The sequence below is a fragment of the Flavobacterium chilense genome (assembly GCF_001602525.1).
In the GTDB taxonomy this organism is placed as follows: Bacteria; Bacteroidota; Bacteroidia; order Flavobacteriales; family Flavobacteriaceae; genus Flavobacterium; species Flavobacterium chilense.
Genome location: NZ_LSYT01000004.1, coordinates 290,790 through 306,267 on the forward strand (window position 1 = coordinate 290,790; position 15,478 = coordinate 306,267).

The following is a 15,478-nucleotide window of genomic DNA, read 5'->3' on the forward strand; positions in this document are numbered from 1 at the left end:
AATTAGAAAACTATTGAACTTTTGTCTTATCAAGTTCTCCTATAAAAGGAATAGATTCCAGAATTTCAGCTCTGATTATAGTCTGCAAATACACTTCTAACTGGATAAACTTAGCAGCATTTATAGCTCCAATTGCTTTCTTTGCTTTTCCATAAGTTTTGGAGTATAATTTTTCATAAGCAATATGATTTTTTAAAGTCCCTTTTGCCAGCTCATCTGCTTTGGCATCTGTAAGTGTAGCATAATTTGCTGCATAATCATTAATTAACTGAAACTTTGTTTGCCCAAGCGCTTTACGTTCTGTTTCATAATCATCATAAACTTTGGTAAAAGCTACTGATTGCGTGTCAGATAAATTCATGTATTGTTTTACAAGATCACTTTTTGATTTTCCGTAAACACTTTGCAAAACCTCAACATCTTCTTTAAAGGAAGACTGAGCATAAGAAGAAAATGTGGCAAGTGCCATAAAAAGAATAAGACTTAATTTTTTCATAGTTTTAATTTTAAATTTGTTTTTAAAAATTCACACACAGTATAAAATATATTCTTGTTCAAGCCATTTTACTATTTTATTTTTTAGTCTCATCTGTTTTTGGCGCTCTAATTTCTCCATCGTAAGAAATTGATGCTCTGTTATTACTAATAATCGAAAGTGTTGTGCCACCATCAAAAAAAATCGAGAACATTAGATTATAAACATCATCTTTCCCCCTTACAGACGTTTTTAAAGTATAACTATTTTTCTTTTTCTCTACTTTGATATCCTGAGGAATTCCTTCAAATTTAATTCCGCCATCACCCCCATAAGGTACATTAAATGCACGTCCAAAGAAGGGTAAATCACAAGTCGTTTTTTCCGGATTGAATTTTAAGAAATAAGTGTTATAATCTAAAATAATAAACCTTCCTCCTTGCGGAGTGACCTTTTGTGCTTCAAAATCAAATTTCTTAGCATCTATCAGCGCTTCAATTTCTTTTTGTTTCTGAAGTTCTCTTTCTGCTTTCAATTCTTTTTTTGTTTTTTCCTGAGCAAAAACGGGAAAGTTTAAAAAACAACATAACACTAATAAAATGGATAGTTTAGTTTTCATAAAATATGTATTTAATAGAGTTAAAGGTATTTTTCTATTTTTTAGTGAATCGCATCATTGCTATATCACCGGAAATAAAATTTAAGGTTTTGCCATTATCTGTAATATCGTATGAAGTTATTTTGGGCAAAGTGCTCATAAAAACCTGTTCTCCCTGCCCATTCATACACATCATTTTGGTCACCGCCATAGGCTGATTGAAATCAATTTTGTTTCCGGTTACGCTTAGTTTACCATTAAAGGAGTTACAACTGTTATTTCCTGAAACACGATTCTCTTTTAGATCAAAATTTATAGTTGGTTTTTTATTGGGATATAAACCGTCAAAAGCAATTCTTGGGCCGGTTATATAATTGAGTTCCCATGTTCCTTCGAGTGTGGAAACTGAATTGTTTTTTGGAGCTTTAGAAGCATTACATGAAATAAAGATTACTCCCAGAAAAACTAAAATCAAAACTTTCTTTATCATAATTTTAAAGATTAAATTAAAAATAAATGAACGCAGGTTTCCAAAATTTTCATTCAGGACTATACGAATTTACGCAATAATTTCGTGTTCTTTGCTTAAAATATCAATAAATTACAATCAATAGTTTTAGATTTATTTAACTTTTGGCACCAATCAATGTCGGAATTTTATGTTAAATTTACTTAATCTTTAATTTAAAAGCCACATATATGAAAAAAATAATCGTCTCGTTTGCTATAATTACAGCCTTAATTATTGGCTGTAAGACTAATACAAAATCAAGTGATGCCAAAACATTAACTGTTGCCTTAGAGCCAAAAAGCAATAGTACAGTTACAGGAACAGCTACTTTTACAGAAAAAAATGGTAAAGTAACTTTTGTTGCAAAAGTGAGCGGCTTACAACCTGGCGTTCATGCTATCCATATTCACGAAAAGGCAGATTGTAGTGCAGCTGATGGAAGTTCTGCTGGCGGACACTGGAATCCTACTTTTAAAAAGCATGGAAAATGGGGTGTTGCTGAATACCATAAAGGTGACATTGGAAACTTTACTGCTGATGCAAAAGGAAACGGAACTATAACATTAACTACTGACGAATGGTGCATTGGCTGCGGTGATGCAACCAAAGATGTTTTAGGTAAAGGTTTAATTGTTCATCAGGGAGCAGATGATTTTACTACCCAGCCAACAGGAAATGCCGGAGGCCGAGTTGCCTGTGCAGGGATCATCAAATAAGAAAAAACAATAACCACTATTTTTCACAAAAATCTAGTGGTTATTTTATTTTTAATTCCTTCTAAAACAAGAAAAAGATATAGCTTTGCAGCTATAAATTTAATTCAATGATCAACCCATCAGCACACGGCTGGATAGATAAATTTTTTAGTGAACAAAAGTTTTCAGAAGCAATTCCTTTTGACACTACTGACTCGTTTTATTATAAAGTGAGAGAAACCGGATTCATCTACGGACACATCATTGCTATTGATTCTCAAATTCCCGTTCCGATAAAAGGCTGGTTTAAAACTGAAATTTCCAAAGTTGCCTTATTAAATACCTTATATCACGTTTTTTGTTTAGAAAGAAGAACCTTTGAACCAAACATTTTCATCAAAGAAGTTCTGAAGTTTTATAATGAAATGAACCCTGAAGGTTTTAATTTATTTAAAATATTACTTCCAAAAGATACTCCTTCCCTTTCGTTAGAAAATATTATAGATCAGCGCGTTCAGACGAATGATAGCATTATTAGTAAAAACTTTTCACATTTGGTTACTAATGCTCTTTTGTTTATTGATGTTCTGGCTTTTAGACAGTATTTAGAAAAAGGAACGATTCCTGAAAAGTATTTAAAACGAATTGAAGAAACTGTTCTAGGTATCGTCGCTTTGGCTTTAAAAACAAAAACTGTAAAATCGCAGCATGACGATTTGTTAATCAAACTTTTTGAAGCTTCTATTCGATATTCAAAATTCTCGAAAGTAACTGTTGATACTTTAGAAACTTTACAATTGGATTATTTTAGCAATAAACTGGAACAATACTATTTAATCGATATGGCCGGAATGGCTTTATGGAGTGATGGTGTTGTAGAAAACGAAGAAGCTTACTTTTTATATTCATTAGGTTCTATGATGGGCGTTTCTGATGATTTTGTAACCAATAGCATCAATACTACCAATACATTTATTACAACCCATAAAAAGAAAATTCCATATTTTAACTACTCGAATCCTGTAAAACATTTTTATGATCAAATGACTCACAGCGTTGTAAAATTGATCGTAAGAAATAAAAACAGACTGGTTAAGGAAATCATTCAGAGTAAAGAGTTAATGGTTTTACTGGCTTATTCTACAACCAGAGATCTGGATGCCAAAGAAAAGAAAAAAGTCAAAAAACAACTTTTGGATATCTGTAAAACAATTCCGTCACTTACTATATTTTTACTTCCGGGCGGAAGTTTGTTATTGCCTATTTTAATAAAGTTTATTCCAACTTTATTACCATCTGCATTTAACGAAAATCTTGATGAAAACGAATAAAAAAATCGCCCTTTTGAGGCGATTTTTTTATATAAAGTATAACTTCTATAAATCTAATTGGTAAACCTGATCTAATTCTTCATTAGAACTGATTGTTACATTTAAATCAGTTACAAAACCTGAATTTAAGCCGTAAACCCATCCGTGAAGCATTAAATCCTGACCGTTTTTCCAGGCTCCCTGTACAATCGAAGTTTTAGCTAAGTTGTAAACCTGCTCTTTAGCATTGATTTCGACAAAAGCATTAAAACGCTCTGTTTCATCCTGGATTGAATTTAGGTATTTATCATGTAAACGGTATTCATCTTTAATATGACGAAGCCAGTTGTCGATAATTCCAACAGACTGATTTCCCATAGCCGCTTTTACACCACCACAACCATAATGTCCGCAAACAATAACGTGCTTAACTTTTAAAACGTTTACTGCATAATCCAGTACGCTCAACATATTCATATCAGAGTGAACGACCATGTTGGCAATATTTCTATGTACAAATACTTCTCCCGGTTTTGCTCCAATGATTTCATTTGCAGGTACACGGCTGTCAGAACATCCAATCCATAATAATGGCGGAGATTGTCCTTTTGCTAAATCAGCAAAATAATTTGGATCTTTCGCCAAAGAATCTTCTACCCACTTTTTATTGTTCTCAAGTATTTGTTTATAAAACTCTCTCATTTTTTTTTTGTTTTTTGATTTGCATTTCTACAGTTTAAGTGTACCAAAGTACTATAGTGTAAAGTTATCTATTTTAATACTCTTAAGCCTAAGAAATACATTAATTTATTAATTTGTAAAATTTTCTTTTGTTACCTCTTTCTCAACTAATGCTCTTTTTGCAACATCGTAGTAATGTTCGATTGAAACATGATTATTAATTTCAGGCGAATTTTCAAGCTCATAGGCTTCTTTAAATCCTTTAAGTTTTACTTTAATGTTTTCATCGATTGCACGTGTTTCCTTAAACTCACGGATTAAATCTAAAACATCATGAGCAATATACTCTGTATCATGAGCATTGATGATTACTTTAGAATTTTCAGGAATATCATTCAGAGTTTGTTTGATAGCCGCTTTGTTGAGGAACGAAACTTCCTGTGCCAAATCGATATGAATAACATCTCCATCTTCGTATTCTTCTTTCTTGAAAACGTAAGCTCTTTTTAAGTTTCCTCTTAAGACAAAAATAATACTAATGATGATTCCCAAAGCAACACCTTTTAGTAAATCTGTAGCAACTACAAATACTAAAGTGGCAATAAAAGGCACAAACTGGTATTTTCCTTTCTCCCAAAAATGCTTGAAAGTTGCAGGTTTCGCCAATTTATATCCAACTAAAATTAAAACGGTAGCCAATGTTGCCAACGGAATTTTATTTAAAATTGTTGGAATTGCCAAAACACTTATCAGCAAAAGTATACCGTGAATAATAGCCGACATTTTTGATTTTGCTCCTGCATTATTATTAGCAGATGACCTCACTACAACAGATGTCATAGGCAATCCGCCCAGAAGCGAACTTACGATATTACCAATACCCTGTGCTTTAAGTTCGACATTGGTATTAGTATAACGTTTTTGAACATCCATACGGTCAGAGGCTTCAATACAAAGTAATGTTTCAATAGAAGCCACAATGGCAATTGTAATAGCAACTACCCAAACTTGCGGATTTGTAATAGCGGCAAAATTTGGTGTAATTAGAATTGATTTAAATTCATCAAAAGATTTTGGAACTGGCAAAGAAACCAAATGTTCTTTTGCAATTGCCAATGAGCTTCCTGTAGAAACAAATACTTCATTTAAAACCACTCCGGCAATTACGGCAACAAGTGCTCCGGGAACTAATTTTAATCTCTTTAAGAAAGAAACTTTTTCCCAGGAAATTAAGATCACGAATGAGATAAGTGAAATAACAACCGCACCTAATTGTATATGATTTAAAACATTGAATAAAAATGAAAATGAATTGCTTCCGTCGTTTTGAACAAAAGCCTGATCACCTTCAAAATCTGCATCATAACCAAAAGCATGAGGCAATTGTTTTAAAATAATTATAATACCGATACCTGCCAACATACCTTCGATTACATTGGTTGGAAAATAGTTTGATATACTTCCGGCTTTTAAAAATCCTAATGCTAATTGAATTAATCCAGCAATAAAAACAGACATTAAAAAAACATCGAAAGCACCAAGATCAGTAATTGCGGTTAAAATAATAGCCGTTAACCCAGCTGCAGGTCCGGAGACACTAATATGAGACTGACTTAAATAACCTACTACGATACCACCAACAACACCCGCGATAATTCCGGAAAATAAAGGTGCTCCAGAAGCCATTGCAATACCTAAACACAATGGAAGAGCCACCAAAAAAACCACTAAACCTGAAGCAAAATCAGATTTAAGGTTGGCAAAAAGATTGATTTTTTTTGTCATAATAATATAATACTAAAGAAATTATTCATTAAAGATTAACCATACTTATGTAAGCACAGTTTAATTCAAAATAATCGGAAGTATTATACCAGGTTGGGAGGTGGAGCAAAAATGCTCGGAGAAATATTGTCTAGTTTTACAATATTTTCAGACACTATAGTCTTTTTTTCAATATAAACAGGCATTACAACTTCATGTTGAAATATTGCCGGATAAACAGCTGCCTTAAGTTCTTTATGAGAGTGCTCCTCTTCAGAAAAACTGAAGAACATAGACGTATCATTACTTTTCTTTAACACCGTAACAATAGTAGGTGTTGCCAGAAAAGCAATAAATATGAATAATAATATGCGAGCGACTAATTTCATTGTGGCAAAAATAGCGTTAAACAAATAAAATCAAAGCGGGAATACAAAATTTTTATAGAAATTTAACATTAATAAAAAAGCAGAACAATCAATTTAGATCATTCTGCTTTTTAGTTCTTTAATTAACAATGAATTACAACTCTTCTTCAAGCCATGCATTCATCATCCAGATTGTTTTTTCCTGTTCAGCAATGAAGTCACTCATCATAGAATTGGTACCTTCATCACCTATTTCATCTGATTGTTTCAATATTTCTCTTTCAATTTTTAATAAATCTGATAAAGAATTTACAATTAAATGTACTGCTTTTTCATCGTTAGAAATATTTTTACCAACGGTTAATTTATTGTTTTTGATGTAATCATCAAAAGTATGTAACGGAGTTCCGCCAATAGTCAAAACTCTTTCGGCAATCATATCAATTTTCAATTGGGCATCTGTATATAATTCTTCAAATTTTACGTGTAAATCAAAGAAACGTTTTCCACGGATATTCCAATGAATACCTCTTAAATTTTGATAATAAACCTGAAAATTTGAAAGCAAAACATTTAATTCTTTTACTAATAATTCTGACTCTTTAACGGGTAATCCTAAAATATTTGTTTTCATAGTTATCATTTTTACACTAATTTACTACAAATTTAAAAGAAGTTCCACTAAATTTAGATAAAAAAAAATTATATTTTCTTATTTTTGCATCAAAAATTACTATCAAAATGACTATAACTCAATTACAATATGTATTAGCCGTTGCAGAACATAAAAATTTTACGCTTGCCGCTGAAAAATGTTTCGTCACACAGCCTACTTTAAGTATGCAGATTCAAAAAATTGAAGAAGAACTTAATATTTTAATTTTTGACAGAAGCAAAAAACCGATCCAACTTACTGATATTGGTCAGAAGATTGTAAATCAGGCTAAGAATATCGTAAACGAAGCCGACAGGATTAAAGATATAGTAGAACAGCAAAAAGGTTTTATTGGAGGTGAATTTCGCCTGGGAATTATCCCTACCATTATGCCAACGCTTTTACCCATGTTTTTAAACAACTTTATTAAAAAATACCCTAAGGTTAAACTTTTAATTGAAGAGCTAAATACAGATGAAATTATTCTAAAATTAAAAAATGGTCATCTTGACGCTGCAATTGCTGCAACTCCTCTTGAAGACGAAAAGATAAAAGAGATCGTTTTGTATTTTGAGCCTTTCGTGGCCTACATTCCGGAGCATCATGCCAGTTTTCAAAAAGAAGAAATTGAAGTATCTGACTTAAACTTAAACGAAATTTTACTTTTACAGGATGGACATTGTTTTAGAGACGGGATTTTAAACTTATGCAAAAACGGTACTGACATCGATCAGAATAATTTTCAGATTCAAAGCGGAAGTTTTGAAACCCTGATAAAATTAGCCGATGAAGGTTTGGGTACAACATTACTTCCGTACTTGCACACCTTAGACTTAAAAGAATCCGATAAACTGAAACTTCGAAATTTTAAGGAACCAAAACCTGCCCGTGAGGTAAGTTTAATTTACCCAAAGAGCGAATTAAAAATGCAAATCATTGATGCCATCAGATCTACCATTGCCGGAGTTGTAAAAGGAGCAATCGTTTTTCAGAATGTTCAAATCATTAGTCCGCTACAAAAGAAACAATAATAAAAAAGGAGCCAAATTGGCTCCTTTTTTTATACTTTAATTAGTAGTAGACTTTGTTTTAATTCAGGTTTCTCAATAATAAAATTCAGTAACCATTCTTGCAATTGTTCCATTTCGTATGGTAACAGTGTTTTGATAGCTTTCTCTAATTCTTTACAGAAAAGTATCGGATCGAAACTTACTCTTTCAAGTATTGATTTCGTGTAATCAAACATCATTTTTGACATAATAAAATAAGATTTTTGGGGGTTATCTATATTTTTAAACTCGCAACAAATTTAAACAAATAACATTCATGAGCACTCATTTTAACTTATTTTTTTAAAAACTTTAGCAGCGAATACGTTTTCTTAATAAACATAAATCAATATAGAATCATTCTAAACAATTCATTTAAACCTTTTTAGAGGCTCGAAACATCTCTCTTTTTCCGGGAGGTCCGGCTAATTTTTCAACCGTAAATCCAACCTCAATCATGCTTCTTTTAACAACTCCGCGAGCAGCATATGTAACCAAAACTCCATTTGGCTTTAAACTATTGTACATTTTTCGAAAAATTTCAGTACTCCACAACTCTGGTTGCACCCGATATCCGAAGGCATCAAAGTAAATCAAATCAAAAATTTCAAAATCGTCAATTTCATCAAAAAATTGTTTTCTTTTAGTTAAGGAGAATTTGCTGCTAATTTCTATTTTCTTGTCCCATTCTGTTTTATGCATTTTTTGAAAAATCTTATCAAATTCCAATGCGTCCAGTTCTGCAACATAATTCATTGCCAAAACTTCATCAGCATTTACCGGGTATGCTTCTACTCCAACATAATCTATCTGCTGTTGCTTTTGTTCCGATTCTAAAAAAGTAATAAAAGCATTTAAACCCGTTCCAAAACCAATTTCAAGAATAGAAACCGGATTATTATCAAATAAAGACAAACCATTTTTTATAAATACATGTTTTGCTTCCTGAATTGCACCGTGTTTAGAATGGTAACTTTCATTCCATTCTTCTAAATGAATTGTGGTTGAACCATCTAGCGTTTTAATTATTTCTCTTTTCACAATTTTCGAATTTTACAATAGATTTTTACCAATTCTGAGTCAAATTTATCAGTCAAATTTAGTCAAAACAAATGCGTAAAGCCTTAAAAAACGACAGTTTTTTCATAAATTCTTTATAAAACTTCGCTAAAATTTTAGGTTTATTATAAGATAAATAAATCTCAGTCAAATGCAGGAATTAATGCAGTTTTACCAAGTAAATTATATATTTTTCCGTAATTTTGCATTCAACAAAACCTATTCTTCATCAGATCATTACATTAGATTTTCATCTGCTAAAGAATACAAATTAGATAAAAACTTTACATAATTATGAGTACAACTCAAACAAGCAAAATTGAAATCAGAAAAGCTGAATCGTCTAAGATAAGCTCTGTAGACTTTGAAAACTTAAGCTTTGGTGCTGTATTTACAGACCATTTATTTGAATGTGATTACAAAAACGGACAATGGCAGACTCCGGTCATTAAGCCTTATGCTCCTATTTTAATGGATCCATCTTCTAAAGTCTTTCATTACGGACAAGCGATTTTTGAAGGAATGAAAGCTTATAAAGATGAAAATAATGATGTTTGGTTGTTTAGACCTGATGAAAACTACAAACGTTTCAACAATTCTGCTGTTCGTATGGCAATGCCGGAAGTTCCGGAAGCTATTTTTATGGATGGTTTAAATGAATTATTAAAAGTCGATCAGGAATGGATTCAGAGAGGAAACGGAGCGAGTATGTACATCCGTCCTTTTATGATTGCTACAGGACCTGGTGTTATTGCAAATCCATCTGATGAATATAAATTCATGATTTTACTTTCTCCAGCCAAATCATATTATGGAGGCGAAGTAAAAGTAATTATTGCTGAACATTACAGTAGAGCTGCAAATGGCGGAATTGGTGCTGCAAAAGCAGCAGGAAACTACGCTGCACAGTTTTACCCAACAAATTTAGCTAACAAAGATGGTTTCCAACAAGTTATCTGGACAGATGATGCAACGCATACAAAACTGGAAGAAGCGGGAACAATGAACGTATTTTTCAGAATCAACGATACTTTATTAACTGCTCCAACAAGCGAAAGAATTTTAGATGGTATTACCAGAAAAAGTTTAATTGCAATGGCAGAAAAAGAAGGATTAAATGTTGAAGTTCGCCCGGTTATTGTTTCTGAATTAGTTGAAGCTGCTAAAAACGGATCTTTAAAAGAAATTTTTGGAGCCGGAACTGCTGCTGTTATCAGCGTAATTAAAGGCTTCTCATATAAAGGTGAATATTATGAAATGACACCAATTGAGAACTCATACGCTTCGTTCTTAAAAGAAAAATTAACAAGTCTTCAAAACAAACTTTCTGAAGATACTTACGGATGGACAGTTAAAGTTCAATAATCCTTAAATTGACATAAAACAAACCCGATAGATTTTAAAAATCTATCGGGTTTCCTATTTCGTATAATTCCTAAAATGCAAACTAATTTTAGCGCAAAGCGCACTAAAATTAAACACAATCTTTTACAACAACTTCGAAAAATCAGGTTTAAAATAATTTGGACCTTTCATTACTTTTCCGTCTTCTCTGTAAATTGGTTTTCCATCTTCGCCCAGTTTACTCATATTACTGCGCTGAATTTCATCAAAAACAGCTTCGATTTTATCCTGCAAACCGTGTTCGATAATTGTTCCGCACAAAATATACATCATATCTCCAAGAGCATCTGCAATCTCTACTAAATCATTATTCTGAACTGCTTCAAGATATTCTTCATTTTCTTCTTTCATTAAATTATAACGAAGTAGTTTTTTCGTTTCTCCCAAATCAGCAATTGGCGTCTGACTGTGACCTATTTTAAAAGCAGTATGAAATTCAGTAACCGCATCAAGTTGTTTCTTCATGATATTATTTGATTAAATGAAACGGCAAATTAGCAACAATTCGTGGACAATTCTCTAAATTTGTCAAAAATAATTTCAACTATGTTTAGTCAAGGACAATTAATATTCGCTCTCTGTTTTTTTATTGCATTTGTAATCGTAATGATCTTCGCTTATCGAAAAGATCTTGCTTTACACAAAATTTTCTACAAAGGAAATTATAAAGTATTAATTGTGTTTCTGCTTTTCATAGCTATTTTATTTGTGATCAAATTTTTCTTTAAAAGATAATTCGAAAATTTATTTTATATTTAGGATTTAATAATTCCGGAAGCTTATGATTTAACTTTTTAAAAACGTTTTATTTCAGGCTTTTTTTGACCGAAATACTTTTTTAAAGTGTACTTTTATTGCTGTACCGCTAGTGCGGCTAGTAATAAAATTTATAACTTTACGACATCAAATAACCTACTCCATGAAGATTCTAAAATATTTATTCCTTCTATTATTATTAAGCTTAGTTGCTCTTACTGTTTTTGTTGCTACTCAAAAGGGAATTTTCTCTGTTGAAAGAAGTAAAGTAATCAATTCGCCAAAAGCGACTGTATATGCTTATATAAATGATTTTAGAAATTATGAAGATTTTGAATCCTGGTCAATTGAAGATCCTTCGATAAAAATGACTTTTCCAAATAAAACAGTAGGCAATGGAGCTTCTTTTTATTGGGTTGGAGCCAAAGGAAACGGAAATGCCATTACATTAAAAACAAAAGAAGGCGAAAGTATTCAGCAAAAAATGAAATATGACGGAACAGAAGCTGATGTAAACTGGACGTTTAAAGACACACTTGCAGGAAAAACAAAAGTAACCTGGAAAGCTTCAGGAACGATGAGTTTTCTGTTCAAAATATACACTGCCTTAAATGGAGGGTCAAATAAAGTTATTGGAACTATTTACGAAAAAAGTCTTGCCAATATTGACAAAAACCTGGATTACGAAACTAAAACATATGCGATTAAAGTAAATGGATTGGTTAAGAAAATCGAAACTCCTTATATCAAACAAACCTTTACCAGTGAAATTTCGAAAATTGCTAAAAATGCAAAAATCGTAATTCCAAAACTTATTGAGTTTAGCAAAAACAATGGCTTAGACACTAACGGAAAACCTTTTATCATTTACCATACATACGATACTGCAACAGGATTAGCCAAGATTTCGATTTGTTTACCTACAAACAAAGAAATCATGACAACTTCAGGAAGCGATATTTCAGGTGGAACCCTAAACGGATTTGAAGCGGTTAAAACAACTTTAAGAGGTGATTACTCTCACATTAACGAAGCAATTACCAAAACAACTGCTTTTATAAACAAAGAAAAAATCACACCCGATTTAACCTGGTCACACCTGGAGATTCTAACAATTAGTAAATTAGACGTTAAAAGTTCGTCTAAACTAATGACAGAAATTTATTTCCCGACAAAACCAAAAGTTGTTCCGCCTCCTGCTCCCGTTTCTACTTACGTTCCTAAACCAGCGACAGAAACCTCACCCCAAAAACCAGCAGAAACCCCAAAGCCAACTCCTAAAACAGAGGAAGAACAATCTGAATTCTAAAGAATTATGATTGATTAAACCTTTTATCCGGAATTCATTCTAAATAGATAAATCGGGAAATTTGACAGAAGAAAAGGAATTTATACAACAACTATTAAATCCCCAAACGCAAAATACCGCGTTTCAAAAACTCTTGTCTGATTACCAGAGACCATTATATTCTCATATTCGAAACATCGTTTTAAGTCATGATGATGCTGATGATGTATTACAAAACACCTTTGTCAAGGTTTTTCAGTATTTAAAAAATTTTAAGGGAGAAAGTAAACTCTTTTCCTGGATGTACAGAATTGCTACTAACGAAGCTTTAACTTTTCTAAACCAAAAGGCAAAATTAAACGGAATTTCATCTGAAGCTTTACAAAATAAAACAATAGACAATTTAAAAGCAGATGATTATTTTGATGGTGATGAAATTCAGGTCAAATTACAAAAAGCAATTGTAACATTACCGGAGAAACAACAACTAGTCTTTAAAATGAAATATTTTGAAGAATTAAAATATGAAGAAATTGCTGAAATTCTCGGGACTTCAGTGGGAGCCTTAAAAGCATCTTATCATCACGCAGTAAAAAAAATCGAAATATATGTTACATCAAATTAAACCTTTTGTTATAAAATATATCTTATAGACATTATGAAAGCATTTAAATTAGAAAACGAACCAAAAATAACAACCGGATTTAAAACTCCGGAGCGTTACTTTGATGACTTTTCAGTAAAAGTTCTTCAACAAATTAATGAAGAAAAGACAGTAAAAATAATTCCGATTTACAAACGCAAAAAAGTATTATCACTTGCTGCCGCCGCTGCTGTTGTTATAACATTTATGATTCCTATTGTAAATAATTACAACGCTACATCTAAAGATCTGGATGAAGACACTTTAGAAACATATTTATCTTACCAGTCTAATTTGAATCAATATGATTTAATTCAAAAATTAGACACCAAAGACATTCAAAAACTAGGTGAAAACGATGCCATTGAAGAAGAAACTCTTGAAGACATTTTAGTAACTAATCCAAATATTGAACATTTAATCTCAGAATAAATAAAAGATGAAAATCAAAAATGTACTTCCGATAATCTTGTTTCTGGTTAGTTTTTCATTTTATGCACAAGGTGGAAAAACCGACGAAAAACGTGAAAAAATAAAAGCCTATAAAGTTTCTTTTTTAACAACTGAACTTGAATTAACCTCAACAGAGGCTGAGAAATTCTGGCCTGTTTACAATACTTATGATGATAAACAGTTCGAGTTAAGACATCAGAAAATGAAAATGTACATGCGTAAACTAGATGATGAGTATATCACTTCAATGTCTGAAAAAGATGCAGCAGCGCTTCTTGCTCAAATCGAAAGCACTGATAAAGAATTATATCTTTTACGCGATAAATATATGAGTAACTTAAAAAAGATTCTTTCAGCAAAAAAGATATTAAAGCTTAAAAAATCAGAGGACGATTTTAATCGTAAATTATTACAGCAATATCGAGATAAAGCAGCTAATAATAAAGAATAGCATATACAAAACAACAGCAGCAAGAACCCTATATAATAATACTTACTTTATTATTTAGGGTTCTTGTTTTTTTATTTAAAGCGAATTCGGATTACTTTATTGTGACCTGCAGCAATAGCAGTATTTCTATTCACAAATCTAATCGTAAAAAGCTTTGTATCAGTTGATAATTGTGTCCAGTTTTCACCTCCGTTTTGAGAATACTGTATTCCTTCAGAACCTACACAAATAATTTCTTTGCCATTTCCTCCCGGAACATACTGTACGCATGAAGCATATCCAAAGCCCATCTCCTGACCAATTAATCTCCAGGTATTTCCACCATCAGTAGTAAAAGCTTTATTATCTGTTTTTTTGGTTGGAAAATCATAATCACCACCAGCAATAAATCCGTGTTTAGCATCGTAAAAATCAGCCGTAAAAATACCAGTCATGGTTTTTCCCTGAACTATAGGTGTCTCGACTACTTTCCATGTTTTTGCTTTATCCGGAGAATAAAAAACACGTGATTTTTTTCCTCCTGAAACCAGCCATGTATCTTCTCCTTTTATAACAATATTGGTGTTACTAGCCGCAAAAGCAGCTTCTCCGGATGCATTTGTTGGCAATTTATCAGATAATAGCTTTGTCCAGGTTTCTCCTCCATCACGGGTAACGATGATCGAAAAAGTATCTTCAGTAGGATCGCCAATTGCTATACCTTCTTTATCATTCCAAAATTGCATACTATCATAAAACACTTTAGGATTTACTTCTTTGTAAACTAATTTAACTTTTTGTGTTTTTTTTGAAACAGAATAAAGAAGAGCGGGATTTCCTACACTTAATAAAAAAACATCTTTAGAAGTCTGCGCAATACTTCTAAATTCTAATTTTAAAGTATCACGATAAATATGATCTTCAAACTTTTCTTTTTTATCCAAATCATAAAAGCCAAAACGTGAATTATCAGCTCCGTACCAAATTTTATTTTTATCGATTGAGATAGCTCTAATACTAATTTTATCCTGAAATAAAGTATCTATTTGTATAGATGTAAAACCGTTATTAAATACTTTTTTATCATTATGATTCAAGGTTTTAAAAGACATAAATACAATAAAAACACTCAAAAACAAAACTACTTTTCTCATATAAATTAAAATTTGCTTGGTGCTAAAATACAATTATTTACAACATCTCAAATATCTTTTGTTTTTTTTCGGGTCTAATAATTTTTAGGCCTCTTTTTTGCACAACCTAAAACCGGAATGCTCAAACAAATTTTAAAAACCTATAAGACAAGGAGTTCACTTACCACAAAACATCAAATATAATT

The 15,478-nt window shown here is 31.7% G+C and carries 19 protein-coding genes; 8 read left to right on the forward strand and 11 right to left on the reverse strand.

Features of this window, described 5'->3' with window-relative positions:
• Window positions 1–10: 10 nt before the first annotated feature.
• From A4F88_RS12190 to A4F88_RS12200, 3 genes are all read right to left on the reverse strand, one after another.
• A complete protein-coding gene (locus A4F88_RS12190) occupies window positions 11–496 on the reverse strand; it encodes a hypothetical protein (protein WP_068842883.1) in 486 nt (161 codons plus the stop codon).
• A 76-nt stretch (window positions 497–572) separates the two neighbouring features.
• Entirely contained in the window at window positions 573–1,094 is a 522-nt protein-coding gene (locus A4F88_RS12195; RefSeq protein WP_068842884.1) for a DUF4251 domain-containing protein, read from the reverse strand.
• A gap of 34 nt (window positions 1,095–1,128) precedes the next feature.
• On the reverse strand, window positions 1,129–1,563 hold the full coding sequence (locus tag A4F88_RS12200; RefSeq protein WP_068842885.1) for an META domain-containing protein: 435 nt from the start codon (window positions 1,561–1,563) through the stop codon (window positions 1,129–1,131).
• A 209-nt stretch (window positions 1,564–1,772) separates the two neighbouring features.
• Between A4F88_RS12200 and A4F88_RS12205 the strand changes: the two genes are divergently transcribed.
• Entirely contained in the window at window positions 1,773–2,300 is a 528-nt protein-coding gene (locus tag A4F88_RS12205) for a superoxide dismutase family protein (RefSeq protein ID WP_068842886.1), read from the forward strand.
• 107 nt (window positions 2,301–2,407) lie between these two features.
• On the forward strand, window positions 2,408–3,610 hold the full coding sequence (locus A4F88_RS12210) for an LETM1-related biofilm-associated protein (RefSeq protein WP_068842887.1): 1,203 nt from the start codon (window positions 2,408–2,410) through the stop codon (window positions 3,608–3,610).
• Between the two features lie 45 nt (window positions 3,611–3,655).
• Here A4F88_RS12210 and can read toward each other — a convergent pair whose 3' ends face one another.
• The 4 genes from can to A4F88_RS12230 form a co-directional block, all read right to left on the reverse strand.
• Entirely contained in the window at window positions 3,656–4,291 is a 636-nt protein-coding gene (can, locus tag A4F88_RS12215; protein ID WP_068842888.1) for a carbonate dehydratase, read from the reverse strand.
• Between the two features lie 108 nt (window positions 4,292–4,399).
• The gene (locus tag A4F88_RS12220; protein WP_068842889.1) at window positions 4,400–6,055 is read right to left on the reverse strand and encodes a SulP family inorganic anion transporter; all 1,656 of its coding nucleotides are present in this window, start codon (window positions 6,053–6,055) and stop codon (window positions 4,400–4,402) included.
• A gap of 83 nt (window positions 6,056–6,138) precedes the next feature.
• Window positions 6,139–6,423, reverse strand: coding sequence for a hypothetical protein (locus A4F88_RS12225; RefSeq protein ID WP_068842890.1), 285 nt, complete (start codon window positions 6,421–6,423; stop codon window positions 6,139–6,141).
• A 133-nt stretch (window positions 6,424–6,556) separates the two neighbouring features.
• Window positions 6,557–7,036 carry a Dps family protein gene (locus A4F88_RS12230; RefSeq protein WP_068842891.1) on the reverse strand — a complete coding sequence of 160 codons (480 nt, stop codon included), beginning with the start codon at window positions 7,034–7,036 and terminating at the stop codon, window positions 6,557–6,559.
• A 107-nt stretch (window positions 7,037–7,143) separates the two neighbouring features.
• Between A4F88_RS12230 and A4F88_RS12235 the strand changes: the two genes are divergently transcribed.
• Window positions 7,144–8,088: a LysR substrate-binding domain-containing protein gene (locus A4F88_RS12235; protein WP_068842892.1), complete on the forward strand. Its 945-nt coding sequence runs from the start codon at window positions 7,144–7,146 to the stop codon at window positions 8,086–8,088.
• A gap of 29 nt (window positions 8,089–8,117) precedes the next feature.
• On the opposite strand, the gene A4F88_RS12240 is transcribed toward A4F88_RS12235, so the two are convergent.
• Window positions 8,118–8,315 carry a hypothetical protein gene (locus tag A4F88_RS12240; RefSeq protein ID WP_017496117.1) on the reverse strand — a complete coding sequence of 66 codons (198 nt, stop codon included), beginning with the start codon at window positions 8,313–8,315 and terminating at the stop codon, window positions 8,118–8,120.
• Window positions 8,316–8,481: 166 nt separating this feature from the next.
• Window positions 8,482–9,147, reverse strand: a complete 666-nt coding sequence (mnmC2, locus tag A4F88_RS12245) for a tRNA (5-methylaminomethyl-2-thiouridine)(34)-methyltransferase MnmC2 (protein ID WP_068842893.1) — start codon at window positions 9,145–9,147, stop codon at window positions 8,482–8,484.
• A gap of 312 nt (window positions 9,148–9,459) precedes the next feature.
• Between mnmC2 and A4F88_RS12250 the strand changes: the two genes are divergently transcribed.
• On the forward strand, window positions 9,460–10,530 hold the full coding sequence (locus A4F88_RS12250) for a branched-chain amino acid aminotransferase (RefSeq protein WP_068842894.1): 1,071 nt from the start codon (window positions 9,460–9,462) through the stop codon (window positions 10,528–10,530).
• Window positions 10,531–10,653: 123 nt separating this feature from the next.
• Here A4F88_RS12250 and A4F88_RS12255 read toward each other — a convergent pair whose 3' ends face one another.
• Complete coding sequence (locus A4F88_RS12255; protein WP_053471798.1) at window positions 10,654–11,034, reverse strand: pyrophosphohydrolase domain-containing protein; 381 nt, start codon at window positions 11,032–11,034, stop codon at window positions 10,654–10,656.
• 454 nt (window positions 11,035–11,488) lie between these two features.
• On the opposite strand from A4F88_RS12255, the gene A4F88_RS12265 reads away from it, so the two are divergent.
• The 4 genes from A4F88_RS12265 to A4F88_RS12280 all read left to right on the forward strand — a co-directional run bounded on the left by A4F88_RS12265 (window position 11,489) and on the right by A4F88_RS12280 (window position 14,160).
• A complete protein-coding gene (locus A4F88_RS12265; protein WP_068842896.1) occupies window positions 11,489–12,634 on the forward strand; it encodes an SRPBCC family protein in 1,146 nt (381 codons plus the stop codon).
• 61 nt (window positions 12,635–12,695) lie between these two features.
• Complete coding sequence (locus A4F88_RS12270) at window positions 12,696–13,238, forward strand: RNA polymerase sigma factor (protein ID WP_068842897.1); 543 nt, start codon at window positions 12,696–12,698, stop codon at window positions 13,236–13,238.
• Window positions 13,239–13,271: 33 nt separating this feature from the next.
• Complete coding sequence (locus A4F88_RS12275) at window positions 13,272–13,688, forward strand: hypothetical protein (RefSeq protein ID WP_068842898.1); 417 nt, start codon at window positions 13,272–13,274, stop codon at window positions 13,686–13,688.
• Window positions 13,689–13,695: 7 nt separating this feature from the next.
• On the forward strand, window positions 13,696–14,160 hold the full coding sequence (locus A4F88_RS12280; protein ID WP_068842899.1) for a sensor of ECF-type sigma factor: 465 nt from the start codon (window positions 13,696–13,698) through the stop codon (window positions 14,158–14,160).
• A gap of 71 nt (window positions 14,161–14,231) precedes the next feature.
• Here the strand turns inward: A4F88_RS12280 and A4F88_RS12285 are convergent, their stop codons facing one another.
• A complete protein-coding gene (locus tag A4F88_RS12285; protein ID WP_068842900.1) occupies window positions 14,232–15,293 on the reverse strand; it encodes a beta propeller repeat protein in 1,062 nt (353 codons plus the stop codon).
• Window positions 15,294–15,478: the final 185 nt, after the last annotated feature.